The organism is Microlunatus speluncae (assembly GCF_009299835.1).
GTDB classification, from domain to species: domain Bacteria; phylum Actinomycetota; class Actinomycetes; order Propionibacteriales; family Propionibacteriaceae; genus Microlunatus; species Microlunatus speluncae.
In genome coordinates, this window is sequence record NZ_VKCZ01000001.1 from 427,570 (window position 1) to 443,243 (window position 15,674).

General features: G+C 70.7%; 17 protein-coding genes. 11 read left to right on the forward strand and 6 right to left on the reverse strand.

Translation table 11 applies throughout. The features are described 5' to 3' along the window. Positions 1-48: 48 nt before the first annotated feature. A complete protein-coding gene (locus FNH24_RS01975; protein ID WP_152360432.1) occupies positions 49-681 on the reverse strand; it encodes a hypothetical protein in 633 nt (210 codons plus the stop codon). A 110-nt stretch (positions 682-791) separates the two neighbouring features. On the opposite strand from FNH24_RS01975, the gene FNH24_RS01980 reads away from it, so the two are divergent. The 8 genes from FNH24_RS01980 to FNH24_RS02015 all read left to right on the forward strand — a co-directional run bounded on the left by FNH24_RS01980 (position 792) and on the right by FNH24_RS02015 (position 9,544). Beyond that, positions 792-1,538, forward strand: coding sequence for an SDR family NAD(P)-dependent oxidoreductase (locus FNH24_RS01980; RefSeq protein WP_152360433.1), 747 nt, complete (start codon positions 792-794; stop codon positions 1,536-1,538). A gap of 69 nt (positions 1,539-1,607) precedes the next feature. Then, complete coding sequence (locus FNH24_RS01985) at positions 1,608-2,837, forward strand: Gfo/Idh/MocA family protein (RefSeq protein WP_152360434.1); 1,230 nt, start codon at positions 1,608-1,610, stop codon at positions 2,835-2,837. A 60-nt stretch (positions 2,838-2,897) separates the two neighbouring features. Next, complete coding sequence (locus FNH24_RS01990; protein ID WP_152360435.1) at positions 2,898-3,731, forward strand: acyl-CoA thioesterase; 834 nt, start codon at positions 2,898-2,900, stop codon at positions 3,729-3,731. A 788-nt stretch (positions 3,732-4,519) separates the two neighbouring features. Continuing rightward, entirely contained in the window at positions 4,520-5,704 is a 1,185-nt protein-coding gene (locus FNH24_RS01995) for a sensor histidine kinase (protein ID WP_152360436.1), read from the forward strand. Next, positions 5,701-6,306, forward strand: coding sequence for a response regulator transcription factor (locus tag FNH24_RS02000; RefSeq protein ID WP_152360437.1), 606 nt, complete (start codon positions 5,701-5,703; stop codon positions 6,304-6,306). Before FNH24_RS01995 ends, FNH24_RS02000 begins: the two co-directional genes overlap by 4 nt. A gap of 55 nt (positions 6,307-6,361) precedes the next feature. After that, positions 6,362-7,399: an NAD(P)-dependent alcohol dehydrogenase gene (locus FNH24_RS02005; protein ID WP_152360438.1), complete on the forward strand. Its 1,038-nt coding sequence runs from the start codon at positions 6,362-6,364 to the stop codon at positions 7,397-7,399. A gap of 379 nt (positions 7,400-7,778) precedes the next feature. Then, entirely contained in the window at positions 7,779-8,414 is a 636-nt protein-coding gene (locus FNH24_RS02010) for a TetR/AcrR family transcriptional regulator (RefSeq protein WP_152360439.1), read from the forward strand. Then, the gene (locus FNH24_RS02015) at positions 8,411-9,544 is read left to right on the forward strand and encodes an acyltransferase family protein (protein WP_152360440.1); all 1,134 of its coding nucleotides are present in this window, start codon (positions 8,411-8,413) and stop codon (positions 9,542-9,544) included. The genes FNH24_RS02010 and FNH24_RS02015 overlap by 4 nt, the downstream gene beginning before the upstream one ends. 7 nt (positions 9,545-9,551) lie before the next feature. Here the strand turns inward: FNH24_RS02015 and FNH24_RS02020 are convergent, their stop codons facing one another. Continuing rightward, positions 9,552-9,992, reverse strand: coding sequence for a globin (locus tag FNH24_RS02020; protein ID WP_152360441.1), 441 nt, complete (start codon positions 9,990-9,992; stop codon positions 9,552-9,554). A 129-nt stretch (positions 9,993-10,121) separates the two neighbouring features. Here FNH24_RS02020 and FNH24_RS02025 point away from each other — a divergent pair, with 129 nt between their 5' ends. Continuing rightward, the gene (locus FNH24_RS02025; RefSeq protein ID WP_152360442.1) at positions 10,122-10,550 is read left to right on the forward strand and encodes an OsmC family protein; all 429 of its coding nucleotides are present in this window, start codon (positions 10,122-10,124) and stop codon (positions 10,548-10,550) included. A gap of 105 nt (positions 10,551-10,655) precedes the next feature. Continuing rightward, complete coding sequence (locus tag FNH24_RS02030) at positions 10,656-11,570, forward strand: alpha/beta fold hydrolase (protein ID WP_152360443.1); 915 nt, start codon at positions 10,656-10,658, stop codon at positions 11,568-11,570. A gap of 95 nt (positions 11,571-11,665) precedes the next feature. Here the strand turns inward: FNH24_RS02030 and FNH24_RS02035 are convergent, their stop codons facing one another. Next, positions 11,666-12,313: a mechanosensitive ion channel family protein gene (locus FNH24_RS02035; RefSeq protein WP_152360444.1), complete on the reverse strand. Its 648-nt coding sequence runs from the start codon at positions 12,311-12,313 to the stop codon at positions 11,666-11,668. Positions 12,314-12,579: 266 nt separating this feature from the next. Between FNH24_RS02035 and FNH24_RS02040 the strand changes: the two genes are divergently transcribed. Further along, on the forward strand, positions 12,580-13,542 hold the full coding sequence (locus FNH24_RS02040; RefSeq protein WP_217427991.1) for an ABC transporter substrate-binding protein: 963 nt from the start codon (positions 12,580-12,582) through the stop codon (positions 13,540-13,542). Here FNH24_RS02040 and FNH24_RS02045 read toward each other — a convergent pair. Genes FNH24_RS02045 through FNH24_RS02055 form a run of 3 tightly spaced genes read right to left on the reverse strand, consistent with a single transcriptional unit; the run spans position 13,539 to position 15,674 of the window. Then, positions 13,539-14,462 (reverse strand): ABC transporter substrate-binding protein, encoded by a 924-nt coding sequence (locus FNH24_RS02045; protein ID WP_152360446.1) that lies wholly within the window; start codon positions 14,460-14,462, stop codon positions 13,539-13,541. The two genes, FNH24_RS02040 and FNH24_RS02045, sit on opposite strands and share 4 nt — an antisense overlap. 39 nt (positions 14,463-14,501) lie before the next feature. Further along, positions 14,502-15,263 carry a helix-turn-helix domain-containing protein gene (locus tag FNH24_RS02050; RefSeq protein ID WP_152360447.1) on the reverse strand — a complete coding sequence of 254 codons (762 nt, stop codon included), beginning with the start codon at positions 15,261-15,263 and terminating at the stop codon, positions 14,502-14,504. Positions 15,264-15,308: 45 nt separating this feature from the next. Continuing rightward, a complete protein-coding gene (locus tag FNH24_RS02055) occupies positions 15,309-15,674 on the reverse strand; it encodes a VOC family protein (protein WP_152360448.1) in 366 nt (121 codons plus the stop codon).

A 15,674-nucleotide genomic window follows, 5' to 3' on the forward strand; every position in this document is an offset into this window, starting at 1 on the left:
AACGGCCGCGGATGTGACGGCTCACCGGGTTTTTGGGGGGCCTTCAAGTCAGCTCCAGACGACGTAGTCGAAGATCACCGACGGCTGGCCGGGGCCGGCCGGCTGGGCGAGCTCCATCCCGGCGAGATGGCCTTCCTTGGTCTGGATGCAGACCCATTGGTCGTCGCCGACCTTGGACAGGTAGACCTTGTGGTCGATCCGGTCGGTCAGCGCGGCCTGGCACGTCGCCTTGCTGATCGGGCCGGTCGCCACCGTGATCCCGTACGGACCGAGCAACTCCTCGGTGCCGCCCAGATAGAGATCGTCGTTGGGTGGGGGACTGCCCAGCCGCCCGGTCTCCAGGTCGGCGAAGTCGGCGTTTCTCAGTTCCAGCCGATCCCGATGCAGCACGCCGGGCTCGGCCGGTGGGCCGCTCGTGGCGGCTGGCGGTGCCGTGCTGGCGGGGGCGGGCGACGCCGCGTCGGTGGGGGCGGGCGCCGGATCCTCGGCGGTCGCCGCCACGGATGTTTCGGCCGTGACGCCGGGCGGGGGCGACGCCGACACCGGGCCCGGCCCGCCGAAGACCTGGACCAGGACGACCAGGAAGCCGCCGACCGCCGTCAGCAGACCCGCGACTGCGGTGAGGACCCCGGGCAAGGTCTTCCAGAACGACGTCGAGCCGTCCTTTTCCGCATCTGACATGCAGAAATGGTAAATCCGGCGGCGGCTTCCGGGGTCGGTTCCGGCCGAGTCGACTTCCCGCCGTCCGGGGCCGCGTGCGATGGGCGGAACGGGCACGGGAGGCTGTCAGCATGACCCTCTTCACCGGCCGGACCGCGGTCGTCACCGGAGCCAGTCGAGGCCTGGGCCGGGCCGTGGCCGGTGCGCTCGCCGCGGCGGGCGCCGACCTGGTGCTGGTGGCCCGAGATGCCGAGGCGTTGCTCCGGGTGGCCGCCGAGTTGCAAGATCACGGTGTCGGAGTCCGTACGGTGCCGGCCGATCTCTCGCTCCCCGGCGCCCCGGACGCGGTCGCCGATGCCGTCGGCGCGGCCGATCTCTTGATCAACAATGCCGCGGTCGTGACGCCGATCGACGCCAGCCGCCGGCTCCCGTCGGCGGCGGTGGCCGAGGCCGTCGCGATCAACCTCACGGCACCGATGATCCTCGGCTTCCGGATGCTCGGCTCCATGATCGACAACGGCTGGGGCCGGATCGTCGGCATCTCCAGCGGCGTCGCCGCGCGTCCCGACGCCATGATCGGCGGCAACGTGTACGGCACCGGCAAGGCCGCGCTCGAGGCCCACCTGGCCAACCTTGCCGCGGAGCTGGCCGGCACCGGCGTGACGGCCAACACCTATCGGCCCGGCATGATCGACACCGGCATGCAGGCCTGGATCCGTGACCAGGGCGGCACCGCGGTGCAGCGCTCGCTGCGGGAGCGCTTCGTCGCCGCCCACCGCGACGGCCGACTGCGCCCACCGGAGGAGGTGGCGGCCGTCCTGGTCCGGCGGCTGGCGACGGCGGACAACGGCGCCGTCTGGGACGTCGCCGACGGCTGAGCCTTCCCGCCGTCCAATTGTGGACAAGCATTATTGCCTATTAGTGCGCGTAACTTTTAGGATGAATGAGTGGCTCGCGCGACGATGATCAACGTGCCGTTCGAGGGTCGGGACCGGGTCCGGATCGGGCTGGTCGGGGCCGGCAACCGCGGCAGTTCGCTGCTCGGCAACCTGCTGGCCATCGACGGCGCCCAGGTGGTCGCGGTCGCCGACGCGTCCTCGGGGCGGGCGGGGGAGGCGGCCGATCGGATCGCCGCCGCGGGGTGGCCCCGGGCCGCGGCCGGCACCGACGCGACCGCGTTGATCGAGCGCGACGACGTCGACCTGGTGATCATCGCCAGCCCGTGGGAGCTGCATACGCCGCTGGCGGTGGCCGCGATGCGGGCCGGCAAACACGCCGCCGTCGAGGTGCCGGCGGCACTCACGCTGGACGACTGCTGGGCGCTGGTCGACGCCAGCGAGCAGACCCGGCGGCACTGCGTGATGTTGGAGAACTGCAACTACGGCTACAACGAGCTGCTGGTGCTGAACCTGGTCCGCGACGGTGTGCTCGGCGAGTTGCTGCACGCAGAAGCGGCCTATCTGCATGATCTTCGGCGACCACTGATGACCGACAAGGCGTGGCGGCGCAAGGCGCATGTCGACTACGACGCCAACCTCTATCCGACCCACGGGCTGGGCCCGGTGGCCGCCTACCTCGACGTCAATCGCGGCGACCGGTTCGTCCGGATGACCTCGATGAGCTCGGCCTCCCGCGGCCTCGATGCCTGGCGGAATGATCATCCCGACGAGCTCGACCCGAGCACGGCCGGCGAGGTCTATCGCTGCGGCGACATCAACACCTCGATCGTCGCCACCCAACGGGGCCGGACGATCTTGCTGCAGCACCAGGTGGTGGGGCCGCGACCGTACAGCCGGCGGAACGAGATCGTCGGCACCAAAGGGATCTTCACCGACTTCCCGCCGCGGATCTTCGTCGAGGATCCCGACGATCCCGAGCAGCCGGAGGAGTACGCCGAGCTCGACGCGTTCCGGCAGTACGAGCACGCGTTATGGACCGAGGAGGGCGCGCGGGCGCGGGAGTCGGGTGGGCACGGCGGGATGGACTACCTGATGCTGTTGCGGCTGATCACCGCGATGCGATCCGGTGCCGTGCCCGAGATGGATGTCTACGACGCCGCGGCCTGGAGCGCGCCGGCGCCGCTGAGTGTCGCGTCGGTCGCGGCCGGCGGCGCTCCGGTCGACTTCCCGGATTTCACCTGCGGCCGCTGGGCCGAGTCCCGTCCCGGCATCCGCTGATTCCGGCCGGCCGGGGACCCGGTCGTCGCCGGATGATCGACGGCTTGGCAGGATGCTGCGGTGACGCATTCGTACCGCTGCCCGGTCCGGTGGGGCGACATGGACGCCCAGGGCCACGTCAACAACGCCGCGTTCGTCGACTATCTGCAGGAGGCCCGGGTCGACTTCCTGCACGCCGGCCCGCCGGTGATGCGGGAGCTGCTGGACAGCGGCGTGATCGTCGCCGGCCACCAGGTCGAATACCTGGCGCCGGTGGTCTACACCGGCCGGCCGCTGACGATCGATCTCTGGCTGGAAGCGGTCGGCGGCAGCCGGTTCAAGATCGGCTACGAGATCAGGGACGGAGCAGAGGTAGCGGTCCGGGCCCGGACGACGGCGACCCCGTTCGACCTGACGAACAACGCGTTGCGCCGGCTCACCGCGGCCGAACGGGAGTATCTGACCGCGCATCTCGAGCCGGCCGAGCCGCTGCGGCCGGTGGACTCGACCAAGATCAAGTTCGACGGCTCCGGCCGGCTCCATCGGGTCCGGGTGCGCTGGTCCGATCTCGACTCCTACGGCCACGTCAACAACGTCCGCTACTACGACTACGTCCAGGAGGCGCGGGTCGAGTTCGTGGCCGACCTGATCGGCGGCGATGACGGCGGTCAGTGGGTCGTCGTCCGGCAGGACCTGGACTATCTGAAGCCGGTCGACTTCGCCATCGAGCCCTATCTGGTGGAGACCGTCGTGACCAAGATCGGCACCCGCTCGGTCTCGCTGGCGGCCGAGCTCCGGGACGATGCCGGTACGCGCTACGCGACCGCGCGGACCGTCCTGGTCGGCGATCGGCCGATCACCGAGGACTGGCGCGCCTTCTTCGAGCGGCGCTCGGGCAGGGTGATCGTTCCCTGAGACGCCTGGATCCACCGATGATCTTGGATCGGGCGGCGTCGGACGGGCCCAGTCGGCCAGAGTGTTCGTTCCCTGAGCCGTGGCGTGTTCGTTCCCTGAGCCTGTCGAAGGGCAAGCCAGGGCAAGCGCTGTCGCGGGACCTGAGCACCCATCGAGTTGACCCGGGAACGACAGACTTCGCCCGCTCGAGGTCGACCGGACAAGACCGCTCGGTGCACGCCGAGGCTTGAAGACGCGCCAGGGACGGGCGGGTTACGGCGTTCCCTGGGGAACTTCCGGCCGGGGCGCCGGTTGCGCGGCCGCCGGGATTATCCACTGTGACGTTTCCCGGCTTGATCGGCGCCGGAGGGCCGGGAAACGTCACAGTCGATGCCCGGCCGGCGACTTTCGCCGCAAACACCGGCGCCCGGCCGCCTTACGTGGCGGACCGCCGTGACCTGCCCGCTTCTTGGCGCGTCTTTTCCGGCCGTCAGGCCGAAACCGAAAGGGCACGGCGTCTGGCCTGCCCTTCGACAGGCTCAGGGAACGAACAAGCGGCGGCAGGGCTCAGGGAACGAACAAGCCGCGACAGGCTCAGGGAACGAACCCCCTCGGTCGTACCTGCGGGGCTCGGCTTCGGGCCGCGTAGGCCGACCTGGATCGCAACCCCACGGATCCACGAACATCGGTGGATCCAGGCTTCAAGGACCGGACTTCGCACCGACCTCGACAAGTCGGTCAACAGCCTCCCTTGCATACCCAGGCGGGGTATGGTGGGCGGGTTCCGGACGCGAGGAGGTGACCGACGGATGGGGCTGGACGAGGCCGACCGGCCGGTTCGCCGGGCTCGCACGGTCGCGCTGCTGGCCATGACCCCGGCGCCCTTGACCACCGCGATCATGCCGGGGATCGGGCTCGGCCGGGAGAGTGACCCGACGCGGATGATCTTGGCCGCGGTCGGGATCGCCGCGGTCGTGATCATGCAGTGCCTGGCGCACTATCGGAGCGTGTCCGGCCCGTTCGCGCGGGACGGCGACGCGGTCCGGACGGGGCATCGTCCACCCTGGATCGACCTCGCCTTCGGGCTGACCGTGATCATCTCGATCCCGCTGGTCGCGCCGCTCGCCGGCGACCGCTGGGACAGCTGGGCCTGGCTCGGCGGCTCGGTCGCCGGCGCGCTGCCGCTGCTGTTTCGCCGCGCCCCGGTGTTGATCGCCGGCTGGATCGGGCTGCTGGTGGCGGTGCTGGTGATCGGCAACCGGGTCGGCGATCCACTCGGGTACGGCCTGACCGCGATCTCGATCGGGCTGACGGTCGCGTTCATGTGCGGGCTGCCGCTCGCCTTGTGGCGGGTGGTCGGTGATCTCCGCGCCGGCCGCGAGGCCAGGGCCCGGCTCGCGGTGGCCGAGGAGCGGTTGCGGTTCGCCCGCGACATCCACGACGTGGTCGGCCACACCCTCTCGGTGATCGCGCTGAAGGCCGAGCTGGTGGAGCGACTGCAGCCGGTCGATCCGGAACGATCGAGCACCGAGGCCGGCGAACTCCGCCGGCTCACCGCCGACGCGCTGGTGCAGCTCCGGTCGACCGTCGACGGCTATCGCGGGATGGACCTGGAACAACAACTCGCCGCGGTCCGGGACGCCCTGGACACCGCCGGCATCGGCTGCCGGGTCGAACTCGCCGCCCGACCACCGAACCCGGCCGTCTCCCGGCTGTTGGCGATCGCGCTGCGCGAGGCGACCACCAACGTGCTCCGGCACGGCGGCGCCACGGACTGTTCGATCGCCCTGGAACGGGCCGGCGACGCACTTCACCTCCGGGTGATCAACGACGTGACGCCGCGGCCCGAGCCGAGCGCCCGGGCGGGCACCGGGCTGGCCGGTCTGCGGGAGCGGTTCGCGGAGCTCGGCGGCGAGATCCGGGCCGGTCGGGAAGAAGGTCGCTTCGTGTTCGAGGCGCGGCTGCCGGCTCCCGTAGGCTCGGCGGGATCATGATCAAGGTGCTGCTGGCCGACGACGAGGCGCTGATCCGGGACGCCGTCGCCACCCTGCTCGACCTGGAGCCGGACCTGACCGTCGTCGCCCGCGCCGGTGGCGGCCGGGCGGCGATCCAGGCCGCGCTCGATCATCGGCCGGACGTCGCCGTCGTCGATCTCGACATGCCCGATCTGGACGGCATGGCGGTCAGCGCCGAACTGGTCCGCGCCCTGCCGTCCTGCCGGGTGATCATCCTGACCGGTCGCGGCCGGCCGGCCCATCTCCGCCGGGCCCTGCGGGCCGGTGCCGCCGGGTTCGTCACCAAGGGCGCTCCGGCCGGCGCGCTGGCGCAGGCGATCCGGCGGGTGCACGAGGGGGCCCGGTACGTCGACCCGGAGCTGGCCGCCGAGCTGCTGATCGCCCCGGACTGCCCGTTGACCGAGCGCGAGCTGGAGGTGCTCGCCGCCCTGGCCCAGGGTGGCACCCCGGCCGCAATCGCCCGGCGGGTCGGCTTGTCCGCCGGCACGGTCCGCAACTACGCCGCCGCGATCATGACCAAGCTGGAGGTGTCCGAGCGGGCCGAGGCGATCCGGCTGGCCCAGCACCAGGGCTGGATCTGAGCCCAGGAACGGGATCCCCGGCCGACCCCGTACCGCCGGTCGTATCGTTGCGATCATGAACACCGACGTCGCGACCGATCAGCCCAGATCCCTGCTGGTACGCCCCGGGGAGGTGGTGATCGAACGATCACCGATCCCGGCTCCCGGCCCCGGACAGGTCTTGGTCGAGATCGCCGCGGTCGGAGTCTGCGGCTCCGACGTGCACTACTTTGATCATGGCCGGATCGCCGACTTCGTGGTCGAGCAACCGCTGGTGCTGGGTCACGAGGCATCCGGCGTGATCCGTGCCCTCGGCCCCGGCGTCACCGACCGTACGGTCGGCCAGCGGGTCGCGCTGGAGCCGCAGGAAACCTGCGGCCGGTGCAAGGAGTGCCAGTCGGGCCGCTACAACCTCTGCCCGGACGTCGAATTCTTCGCCACGCCGCCGATCCACGGCGCCTTCGCCGGGCAGGTGGTGCTCGCGTCCCACCGGGCGCACCCGGTGCCGGACACGCTGTCTGACGAGGCCGCCGCGCTGATCGAGCCGCTGTCGGTCGGCATCTGGGCGTCCCGCAAGGCCGGCGTCGAGCCCGGCGACCGGGTCCTGATCACCGGCGCCGGCCCGGTCGGCCTGCTCTGCGCCGACGTGGCCCGGGCCCGGGGCGCGGCCTCGGTCGCGGTGAGCGACACCAACGACTACCGACTCGGCGTGGCCCGTGATCGCGGCGCGAGCCAGGTGATCAACGCGGCCGCCGGTCCGCTGGCCGAGCAACTCGAGCCGGTCGACGTGATCATCGAATGCAGCGGCGCCGAGCCGGCGGTTCGGGCGGCGTTCACGGTCGCCGCTCCGGCCGCCCGGATCGTCCTGGTGGGGATGGGATCGCCGACGATGGAGCTGCCGGTCGCCGACATCCAGATCAAGGAACTGATGATCACCGGCACCTTCCGCTACGCCAACTGCTATCCGGCCGCGATTGCCCTCGCGGCCTCCGGCGCCGTTGACCTGGACTCGCTGGTGACCGGCCGGTTCGGTCTGGACCAGGTGGCCGACGCGTTGCGTGCCTCCAAGACCGACCCGCACTGCCTCAAGCCGGTGGTCTATCCCTCCCGCTGACGCAGACCGCATGTTTGGGCCGCCCAGGAGTCGGGTACGAACGCGCCGCTGCAGCGGGGATGCAAGGCGAAGCTCCTAAGTCCACCCATCGATCCAGCACGTGGCCGAGCTACCCGTCCGTCCATCCCCGCCCCGACGTCGCCGGGCGGAGTCGTGGTCTCCGCCCGGCGGCCCGGTTCCCCCACCCCTTACCGAGTTGTCAGAACTGAGTTGTGCCATAGGGCAACTCAGTTCTGACAACTCGGTCGGGGTGCCGCGATGTCTGTGGACAACGTCGACCACCTCCGCCGACTTGTCAGAACTGAGTTGCCCCAGGGCACAACTCACTTCTGACAACTCGGCGTTTGGGGTGGCTAGACGATCGTACTAATATTTGGTCATGCGTACTAATAGGGACTCGGCAGAGACCTTCACGGAGACGGCCCGGCGGGCTCAGATCGTGGACTGTGCGATCCGGGTGGTCAGCCGGCACGGGTATGCGGGCGCGTCGCTGAGCCGGGTGGCCGAGTTGGCGGGGATCAGCAAGGGGGTGATCACGTACCACTTCGCGAGCAAGGCGGAGATCCTCGAGGCGGCCGTGGCCGAGGTGTTCGCCCGCGGTGCCGAGTATGCGCGGACCCATTGGGCGGATGTTCTCGCCGATGAGGCGGAGCCGCGGCAGTTGCTGCGGGGCTATCTGGAGAGCAACCTCGGCTACATCGCCGCACATCCGGAGCAGATCAACGCCGTGGTGGAGATCATCCGCGGCCACCGGAGCGCCGACGGCAGCCCGGTCTTCGGTTCCGATTGGGAGGAGCGGGAGACGTTCGGGCTGCTGGAGCAGATCTTCCGGGCCGGGCAGGAGGCCGGGCAGTTCCGCGAGTTCTCGCCGCGGGTGATGGCGATCGCGGTCCGCCGGGTGATCGACGGCTTCAGCTTCCAGGTGCTCGCGCATCCGCAGCTCGACGTCGCCGCCTTCACCGCGGAAGTGGTCGAGCTGTTCGACCGGGCGACCCGGCGGGAGGGGTCGGCATGACCAGCGCGACCGAGGAGGTCCGGGCGCGGCCGGCCACGCGGCTGGCCTTCGTCGACAACCTGCGGGTCTGGCTGACCGTCCTGGTGGTGGCCCACCATGTCGCCCTGGTCTACGGAAACCTGCCGGTCTGGCCCAACTGGGAGCCGCCGCCGTCCCCGCCGGAGGGGCTGCCGCTGGACGGCCTGGTGCTGCTGAACCAGGCCTACTTCATGGGCTTCTTCTTCCTGTTGTCCGGCTTCGTCACCCCCGGATCCCTTGACCGCAAGGGATCGACCGCCTTCGCCGTCGACCGGCTGCGGCGGCTCGGCATCCCGTTCCTGATCTTCGTCGTGGCCCTGCGGCCGCTCTACACGCTGCCGACCTACCTGGCGCTGCCGGCCGCCGACCGGCCGCCGTACTGGAGTTTCTATCTCACCGAGGCCGACCTCGGGCCGATGTGGTTCCTCGAGGTGTTGTTGATCTTCGCGCTCGGGTACGTGCTGCTGCGGCGGATCCGACCGGCCCGGCCGCGGCCGGTGATCAAGCTCCGGGCGTGGCACGTGATCATGTTCGCGCTGGCTCTCGGAGTCGTCTCCTGGGTCTGGCGGATGGTGGTGCCGGTGGGCACGTACGTCCCGATCGTCGGGTTGCCGAGCGCGGCCTATCTGCCGCAATACCTGTCGCTCTATGTCGTCGGCGTGCTCGCGTACCGCAACGACTGGCTGCGGAACCTGCCGCGACGGGCCGGGCTGCTCGGGCTGGGCCTGATCATCGCCTCAGTGCTGCCGATGATCATGCTCGGCGGCTATCTGACCCTCGACCTGGTCGACCCGCCGCCGCCGAGCTCCGTGGCACACCTGGGCTTCGCGCTCTGGGACTCGTTGTTCGCGCTCGGAATGATCACCGTGCTGCTCGTCCTCTTTCAGCGCTTCGTGACCGGCCAGGGCCCGGCGGCCCGGTGGCTCGCCGGCAACGCGTACGCGGTCTATCTGGTGCACGCACCGATCATCGTCGGCGTTGCCGCCGCGCTGCACCCGGTCGCGCTGACGCCGGTGCTGAAGTTCCTGATCGCCCTACCGGTGGCGCTGCTGCTCAGCTGGCTGGCCGGCTCGCTGCTGCGACGCCTGCCCGGGCTCCGCTCCGTCCTCTGACGAGGAATCACTGCGGCCGGGGCTGGATGATCAACCCCGGCGTGGTCGGGGCCGCGTCGTCGCCGGCGTTGACCATGAAGTGCGCCGCCCGTTCCAGGTACGACCACAGGGTGACGTCCTGGTCCGGGGTCAGGGCGAGCGAGTCGACCGCGTCCCGCATGTGCTTCAGCCAACGGTCCCGGGCGTCCGGGGTGACCTGGAACGGGGCGTGCCGCATCCGCAGCCGCGGGTGGCCGCGCTGCTCGCCGTAGGTGGTCGGGCCGCCCCAGTACTGCTCCAGGAACAGCCGCAGCCGGTCCTCGGCCGGACCGAGGTCCGCCTCGGGATACATCTCGCGCAGCGGCGGGTCGTTCGCCACTCCCTCGTAGAACCGTTTCACCAGGGCGACGAAGGTCTCGTGTCCGCCGATCTCGTCATAGAACGACTGGCGGTCGGCTGTGTGCGTCATCGGCTCCCATTGTTCCTCATCGCCCGCGGCGATCCCCAGCGCCACCACCGGGCGGGGCCGCGGCCGGTGCCTGGCAGGATGTGCGGCGTACCACCACGACCGCAGACCCGCGCCGACAAGGAGATCGCCATGGCAACCGTACGCACGGCCAACGCCCACTGGGAGGGCTCGCTGATGGAGGGGTCCGGGACCGTCGAGCTCGCCTCGTCGGGGATCGGCACCTACGACGTCAGCTGGCCTTCGCGGGCCGAGCAGGCCAACGGCAAGACCAGCCCCGAGGAGCTCATCGCCGCGGCGCACTCGACCTGCTTCTCGATGGCGCTGTCGCACGGCCTGGCCGGCGCCGGCACGCCGCCCACGACCGTCGACACCTCGGCGGACGTCACCTTCGTCCCGGGCACCGGGATCACCGGCATCAAGCTCACGGTGAAGGCGGCCGTCCCCGGCCTCACCGCCGAGCAGTTCCAGGAGGCGGCCGAGGGCGCCAAGGCGAACTGCCCGGTGTCGCAGGCGCTGAAGGGCACCGAGATCACCCTCGAGGCCACGCTCGTCGAGTGACGCCGGGGTAGCGGGCGTGGGGGCCGCCCTTACGCCCGCTGCCGTAGCACGATTTACGCCCGGCGGCGGATGTGCCGGCCGGGTTGCGCGGGCAGGATCACGCTCATGGACCTGCCGCACTCGACGAGTTGGCCGGCGCTGCGCGGACGTGCCGGCCGGGACGACCCGTACCGCCGTTTCCTCTACCACTACCAGCTGATGCTGGCCCGCTGGCCGCGGCCGGTGACCACCGACCACGTGATCACCCGGCACGGCCGGACCGCCGTCACCGTCGCCGGCCGGCCGGATTCGCCGCCGCTGGTGCTGCTCTGCGGCGGCGGCGCCACCTCCACCGTCTGGTACGCGACCGCCGCCCGGCTCGCCGAGCACTACCGGATCCTTGCCGTCGACCGGCCCGGCGATGCCGGGCTCAGCGCCGCCGAGGTGCCGCTGCGCACCACCGACGACCTGGTCGACTGGCTGGCCGCGGTGCTGACCGAGCTCGGTGTGCACCGCGCCGCCCTGGCCGGGCATTCCAACGGTGCCTGGCTGGCGCTGCGGTACGCGCTCGCGGCGCCGGACCGGGTGGCGTCGCTGACCCTGCTCGACCCGACCGACTGCTTCGGCCGGCCGCGCACCGGCTACGTCGCCCGGGCCGTGCCGCTGCTGGCCGCGCCGACCCCGGAGCGGGCCCGGGCCCTGATCCGGTGGGAGTCGACCGGGGTGCCGCTGGACGGCGACTGGGTCGATCTGTATGCCGCCGGCAGCCGGGTCACCCGCGAGCTGCCGCCCCGGCCGGCTCGGCCCGGACCGGTCGCGCTGCGCCGGCTGGACGTGCCGACGATGATCATGTTGGCCGGCATGTCCCGGGTCAACGACGCCCGGCGGACCAGGCTGGCGGTGCTGGACCGGATGCCGCAGGCCGAGATCACCGTGATCGGCCACGCGACGCACCACTCGATGCCGTACCAGCCGGCGGGCCAGATCAACGCGGTGCTGGCCGACTTCCTGTCCCGTTCCGCCGGCAGCTTCGGGCCTTGATCAGCTGGGCGGAGCCCGGATCAGACCAAGATCACCGACGGGCGCTCAGGCGTTCCCACCTCAGCTGGGCCCGGAGTCGGCGACCCCGTGCAGACCTACTTGCCGCTGTCGACCTGATCGGGGTCCGGCTCGGGCTCCGGTTCCGGTTCTGGCGGGCGGCCCGGGCCGCCTTGGGAGAAGTTGCCGACCCGGAGCACCTCACCGTTGCGGACATACCAGACCGTGCCGTTGTCGTCGCGGAGCTGGGTCACCCGCAACCCGATCTCCTCCACGGTGCCGGACGCCTTCTCCATGTCGACGTAGTCGCCGACCCCGAGTTGATCTTCGATCAGCATGAAGACGCCGGCCAGGAAGTCCTTGACGATGTTCTGCAACCCGAACGCCAGCGTGACGCCGATCAGCGACGTGCCGGCGATGATCGTGGTCACGTTGAAGCCGAGCTCGCTCAGGATCATGATCACCGTGATCACCAGGATCACCACCGTGATCACGCTCTTGGCCAACGACCCGAGGGCCTGGATCCGTTGCGCCCGGCGCTCGGCGGGCAACCGGGTGGCCAGCGTCAGCGCCTCGACCGCCCGAGACCGCTGCTTCGGCGGCTGACTGATCGCGCGCCGCACCGAACGGTTGATCAATCGGTGCGCGACGTAGCGGATGACGAACGCGACGATGATCAAGAACACGATCCGCAACGGCGGAAACACCGTGATCTGGGCAAGGCTCCAGCTCAACCATTCGGGCATCGGACCAGACTAATGCGGCCCTGTGTCGACCTCCGCCGCCCCTCCTCCTGCCCGTTTCTCGACCCTGGTCGACTTCTGTACGGGATCTGGCTCTCCTGCTGCACGTTTCTCGACCAGGGTCGACTTTCGCAACGGGATCTGGCTGTTCTGCCGTACGTTTCTCGACCAGGGTCGACTTTCGTACCCATCCGGCCGTTGTTCTAAGGTTAGGAGTACCTAACCGAGGGGGATCCGTGGGAACCAGCCGCCGGGCTTTGTTGTCGGGAGTGTCATTGGCCGTCGCGGGCGCGCTGGTCGGTTGCCGGTCGTCGGACGGGGGACAGCCGAATGCCGATGTGGTCGGCCCGACCGAAGCGGCCGCCGGACCGACCACGATCACGCACAAGTTCGGCGAAACGGTGGTGCCGGCCGGTGTCGAGCGGGTGGTGACGCTGGGCTGGAACGACCAGGACTTCGTGCTCGCTCTCGGCGTGCTGCCGGTGGGCGTCCGCGCCTGGTTCGACAGCTACAACGGACTGCCCTGGGTGACCGAGGTGACCGGGGGCAAGGAACTGCCGGTGGTGGCGTCGGACGAGATCGACTTCGAGGCGGTCGCCGCCGCAGATCCCGACGTGATCCTGGCGATCTACGAGTCGATCGACCGGGCGACCTATGACCGGCTGTCGACGATCGCGCCGACGGTGGTCCAGACCGGTGACTACCCGGATGAGGAGACTCCGTGGGACGTCCAGTTGATCACCACCGGCCGGGCGCTCGGCCTGGAGGCTCAGGCAACCGCGGCCCGGGACGAGGTCCGGACGGCGATCGACCGGGCGAAGGCCGAGCACCCGGAGTTCGCCGGCAAGGTGCTGGTCGAGGACTTCGGGCCGGAGAACGGCGGTCACTACCTGATCGGCCAGGGTGATCCGCGGCGGGCGTTGCTGGACTCGCTCGGCTTCGCCACCCAGGCCGAGGAGGGCGACCTCAGCGAGGAGAAGCTGACGGTCCTGGACCGCGACCTGCTGTTCGTCGTCGGCGCCACCAAGGCACAGTTGATCAAGTCGGAGCTGTTCGCTCGGCTGGAGGTGGTGCGCGAGGACCGGACGCTCTACACCACCTTCGAATCCAACCTCGCCGCCGCGCTGTCGTACTCCGGGCCGAAGGCGCTCACGTACGCGCTGGACAAGCTGGTCCCGCAGCTGGCGAACGCCCTGGCCGGGCGCCCGGTCGCCGATCTGTCCAACGCCTAGCTCGCGCCGAGGAAGGCATCCAGCTCGTCGGCGAGTGCGGTGGCGTTGCGGTAGGAGCCCGGCGTGATGTGTTTGAAGATCGCGATCCGGCCGTCCCGGACCGCCGGCAGGGCGCGGAACGACGGCTGGGCCAGCGCGAGCTCCGTGGCCGGATCGGTCCCGCCGTCCGTGCGGCCCGGCAGGCAGATGACGCCGGCGTCGGCGATCCGGTCGGCCTCCTCCCAGGAAAGTTTGACGTCCTTACCGGTCGGGTTGGCGGCGGTGACCGCGTCGAACCGGACGCCGGACAGGGCCAGCACCTGGGCCCCGTTGCTGTCGGCCGGCCGGACCGAGAACCCGTCCGCCGTGGCCAGCCAGACCACCGACCACGAGTCCCGGCCCAGCACCGCGGCACGGCGGGATCGGATGTCGGCACAACGCGCAAGGTAGGCGTCCCGGAGCCGGTCGTGCTCGGCCATCCGATCGGTCGCGGCCGCGATCTCCCGGGCGGCCTGGGGCCAGGTCGCGGACGACTCCGCGGTGATCAAGGTCGTCGGGGCGATCGCCTCGAGCTTGGCGGCGAACTCGCGTTGGCCGGTGCTGGCCAAGATCAACTCCGGTGCCAGCGCGGCGATCGCCTCGAAGTCGGGTTCGAAGTATTCGCCGACCTTCGGCAGCGCCGCGTACAACTCCCGGTGCTCCGGGAACACCCCCCGGTCCAGGCCGGCCTGGGCACCGACCGGCGGCAGGCCGAAGTCCAGCAGGTTGTGGGTGGAGAACGGATCCAGGGCGACGACCCGTTGGGTCTGCGTCGCCGGAGCGGACGGCGGCGGCGCCTCCGGTTGCGACGCCTGGCAGGCGGTCAGGGCCGTCGCTCCGGCCAGTCCGGCCAAGCCCCCGAGCACTGCGCGCCGGGTCGGGCGCGAGGAAACCATGATCATGAAGAGTTAGGTTACCCTAAGCACAAGTGCTTGGTGACCCTAGGCAGCGGTGAGTGCCGCGTCCTTGAGGAACTGGCGCGGCGTTGCTCCGGTCAGCCGGCGGACCTCCTCGTTCATGTGGGCCTGGCTGGCGTATCCGGCGGCCAGGGCCCGGAGGGAGAGCGAGGGGTCGGTGGTCGCGATCAGCCGACGCAGCCGGGCGACCCGGGCCAGCGTCTTGGGACCGTAGCCGATCGCCTCCAACAGCCGGCGGTTCAGTTGCCGGGCACTGAGCCCGAGCTCGGCGGCGGTCGCCGACACCCGGGCGTCCGGCGCGGAGAGCAGCCGGGCCGCGGCGACCACGACGGGATCGGGCGGGCCGTGGCGCAACAGCACCGCTTCGGTCAGGATCGCGAGCCGACGTTCGGTGTCGGCCTCGGCCATGGTCTCCGCCAGCGCCCGGCCGGAGCGGTGCCACACGTGCTCGACCGGCACCAGTTGATCCCGGATCTCCGCCGCCGGGATGCCGAGGATGACCCCGGCCGCCCCGGGCCTGAGCCGGATGCCGCAGACCGCCCCCGGCGTGGGACCGGACTGCCGCGGGCCGGTGTCGGCTCCGGCGACCACGAGCCCGTGGTCGCCCAACCAGATCAGATCGACGCAGCCGTCCGGGATCACGGTCTGCGGCCGGACCCGGACCGCGGCGTTCTCCCAGAGACAGGAGACCAGGCTCTGCAAGCCGCGAACCGCCGGATACTCCCGATACAGCGCCGGCCCGGCCGGACGCGCCGGCGCGTCTGGCGGGTGCGGTTGTGAAGTCATCGGCGCGACCTCGATCAACTGGAGCGAACGAGGCGATTTTACGTGCTACTCCGCCGCGGAAGTGTAGACGCCGAGCTCGTTCCCGCTCGGATCGGCGAAGTGCATCCGGCGGCCGCCGGGGAAGGCGTACGGCTCCTGCAGGATCGTGCCGCCGGCCACCCGCACCGCCGCCACGGTGGCGTCGAGGTCGTCGGAGTAGAGCAGGACCAGCAGGCTGCCGCTGGTGACCTCGTCCTCGGTCGCGGCGAGGCCTCCGATCTCGCCGTCGCCGCCGGGGCGCTGGATGCCGGCATAGGCCGGGCCGTAGTCGTTGTACGTCCAGCCGAAGGCCGCCGCGTAGAAGTTGCGGGAGGCCGCCAGGTCGCGGGCCGGGATCTCGATGTAGTCGATCAGGTGGTGGGTCTGAGACAT

Coding starts and splice junctions, on each gene's coding strand:
- FNH24_RS01975 (WP_152360432.1), bottom strand. CDS start 681: ATGTCAGATGCGGAAAAGGACGGCTCGACGTCGTTCTGGAAGACCTTG.
- FNH24_RS01980 (WP_152360433.1), top strand. CDS start 792: ATGACCCTCTTCACCGGCCGGACCGCGGTCGTCACCGGAGCCAGTCGA.
- FNH24_RS01995 (WP_152360436.1), top strand. CDS start 4,520: ATGGGGCTGGACGAGGCCGACCGGCCGGTTCGCCGGGCTCGCACGGTC.
- FNH24_RS02000 (WP_152360437.1), top strand. CDS start 5,701: ATGATCAAGGTGCTGCTGGCCGACGACGAGGCGCTGATCCGGGACGCC.
- FNH24_RS02005 (WP_152360438.1), top strand. CDS start 6,362: ATGAACACCGACGTCGCGACCGATCAGCCCAGATCCCTGCTGGTACGC.
- FNH24_RS02010 (WP_152360439.1), top strand. CDS start 7,779: ATGCGTACTAATAGGGACTCGGCAGAGACCTTCACGGAGACGGCCCGG.
- FNH24_RS02015 (WP_152360440.1), top strand. CDS start 8,411: ATGACCAGCGCGACCGAGGAGGTCCGGGCGCGGCCGGCCACGCGGCTG.
- FNH24_RS02020 (WP_152360441.1), bottom strand. CDS start 9,992: ATGACGCACACAGCCGACCGCCAGTCGTTCTATGACGAGATCGGCGGA.
- FNH24_RS02025 (WP_152360442.1), top strand. CDS start 10,122: ATGGCAACCGTACGCACGGCCAACGCCCACTGGGAGGGCTCGCTGATG.
- FNH24_RS02030 (WP_152360443.1), top strand. CDS start 10,656: ATGGACCTGCCGCACTCGACGAGTTGGCCGGCGCTGCGCGGACGTGCC.
- FNH24_RS02035 (WP_152360444.1), bottom strand. CDS start 12,313: ATGCCCGAATGGTTGAGCTGGAGCCTTGCCCAGATCACGGTGTTTCCG.
- FNH24_RS02045 (WP_152360446.1), bottom strand. CDS start 14,462: ATGATCATGGTTTCCTCGCGCCCGACCCGGCGCGCAGTGCTCGGGGGC.
- FNH24_RS02050 (WP_152360447.1), bottom strand. CDS start 15,263: ATGACTTCACAACCGCACCCGCCAGACGCGCCGGCGCGTCCGGCCGGG.
- FNH24_RS02055 (WP_152360448.1), bottom strand. CDS start 15,674: ATGTCTCAGACCCACCACCTGATCGACTACATCGAGATCCCGGCCCGC.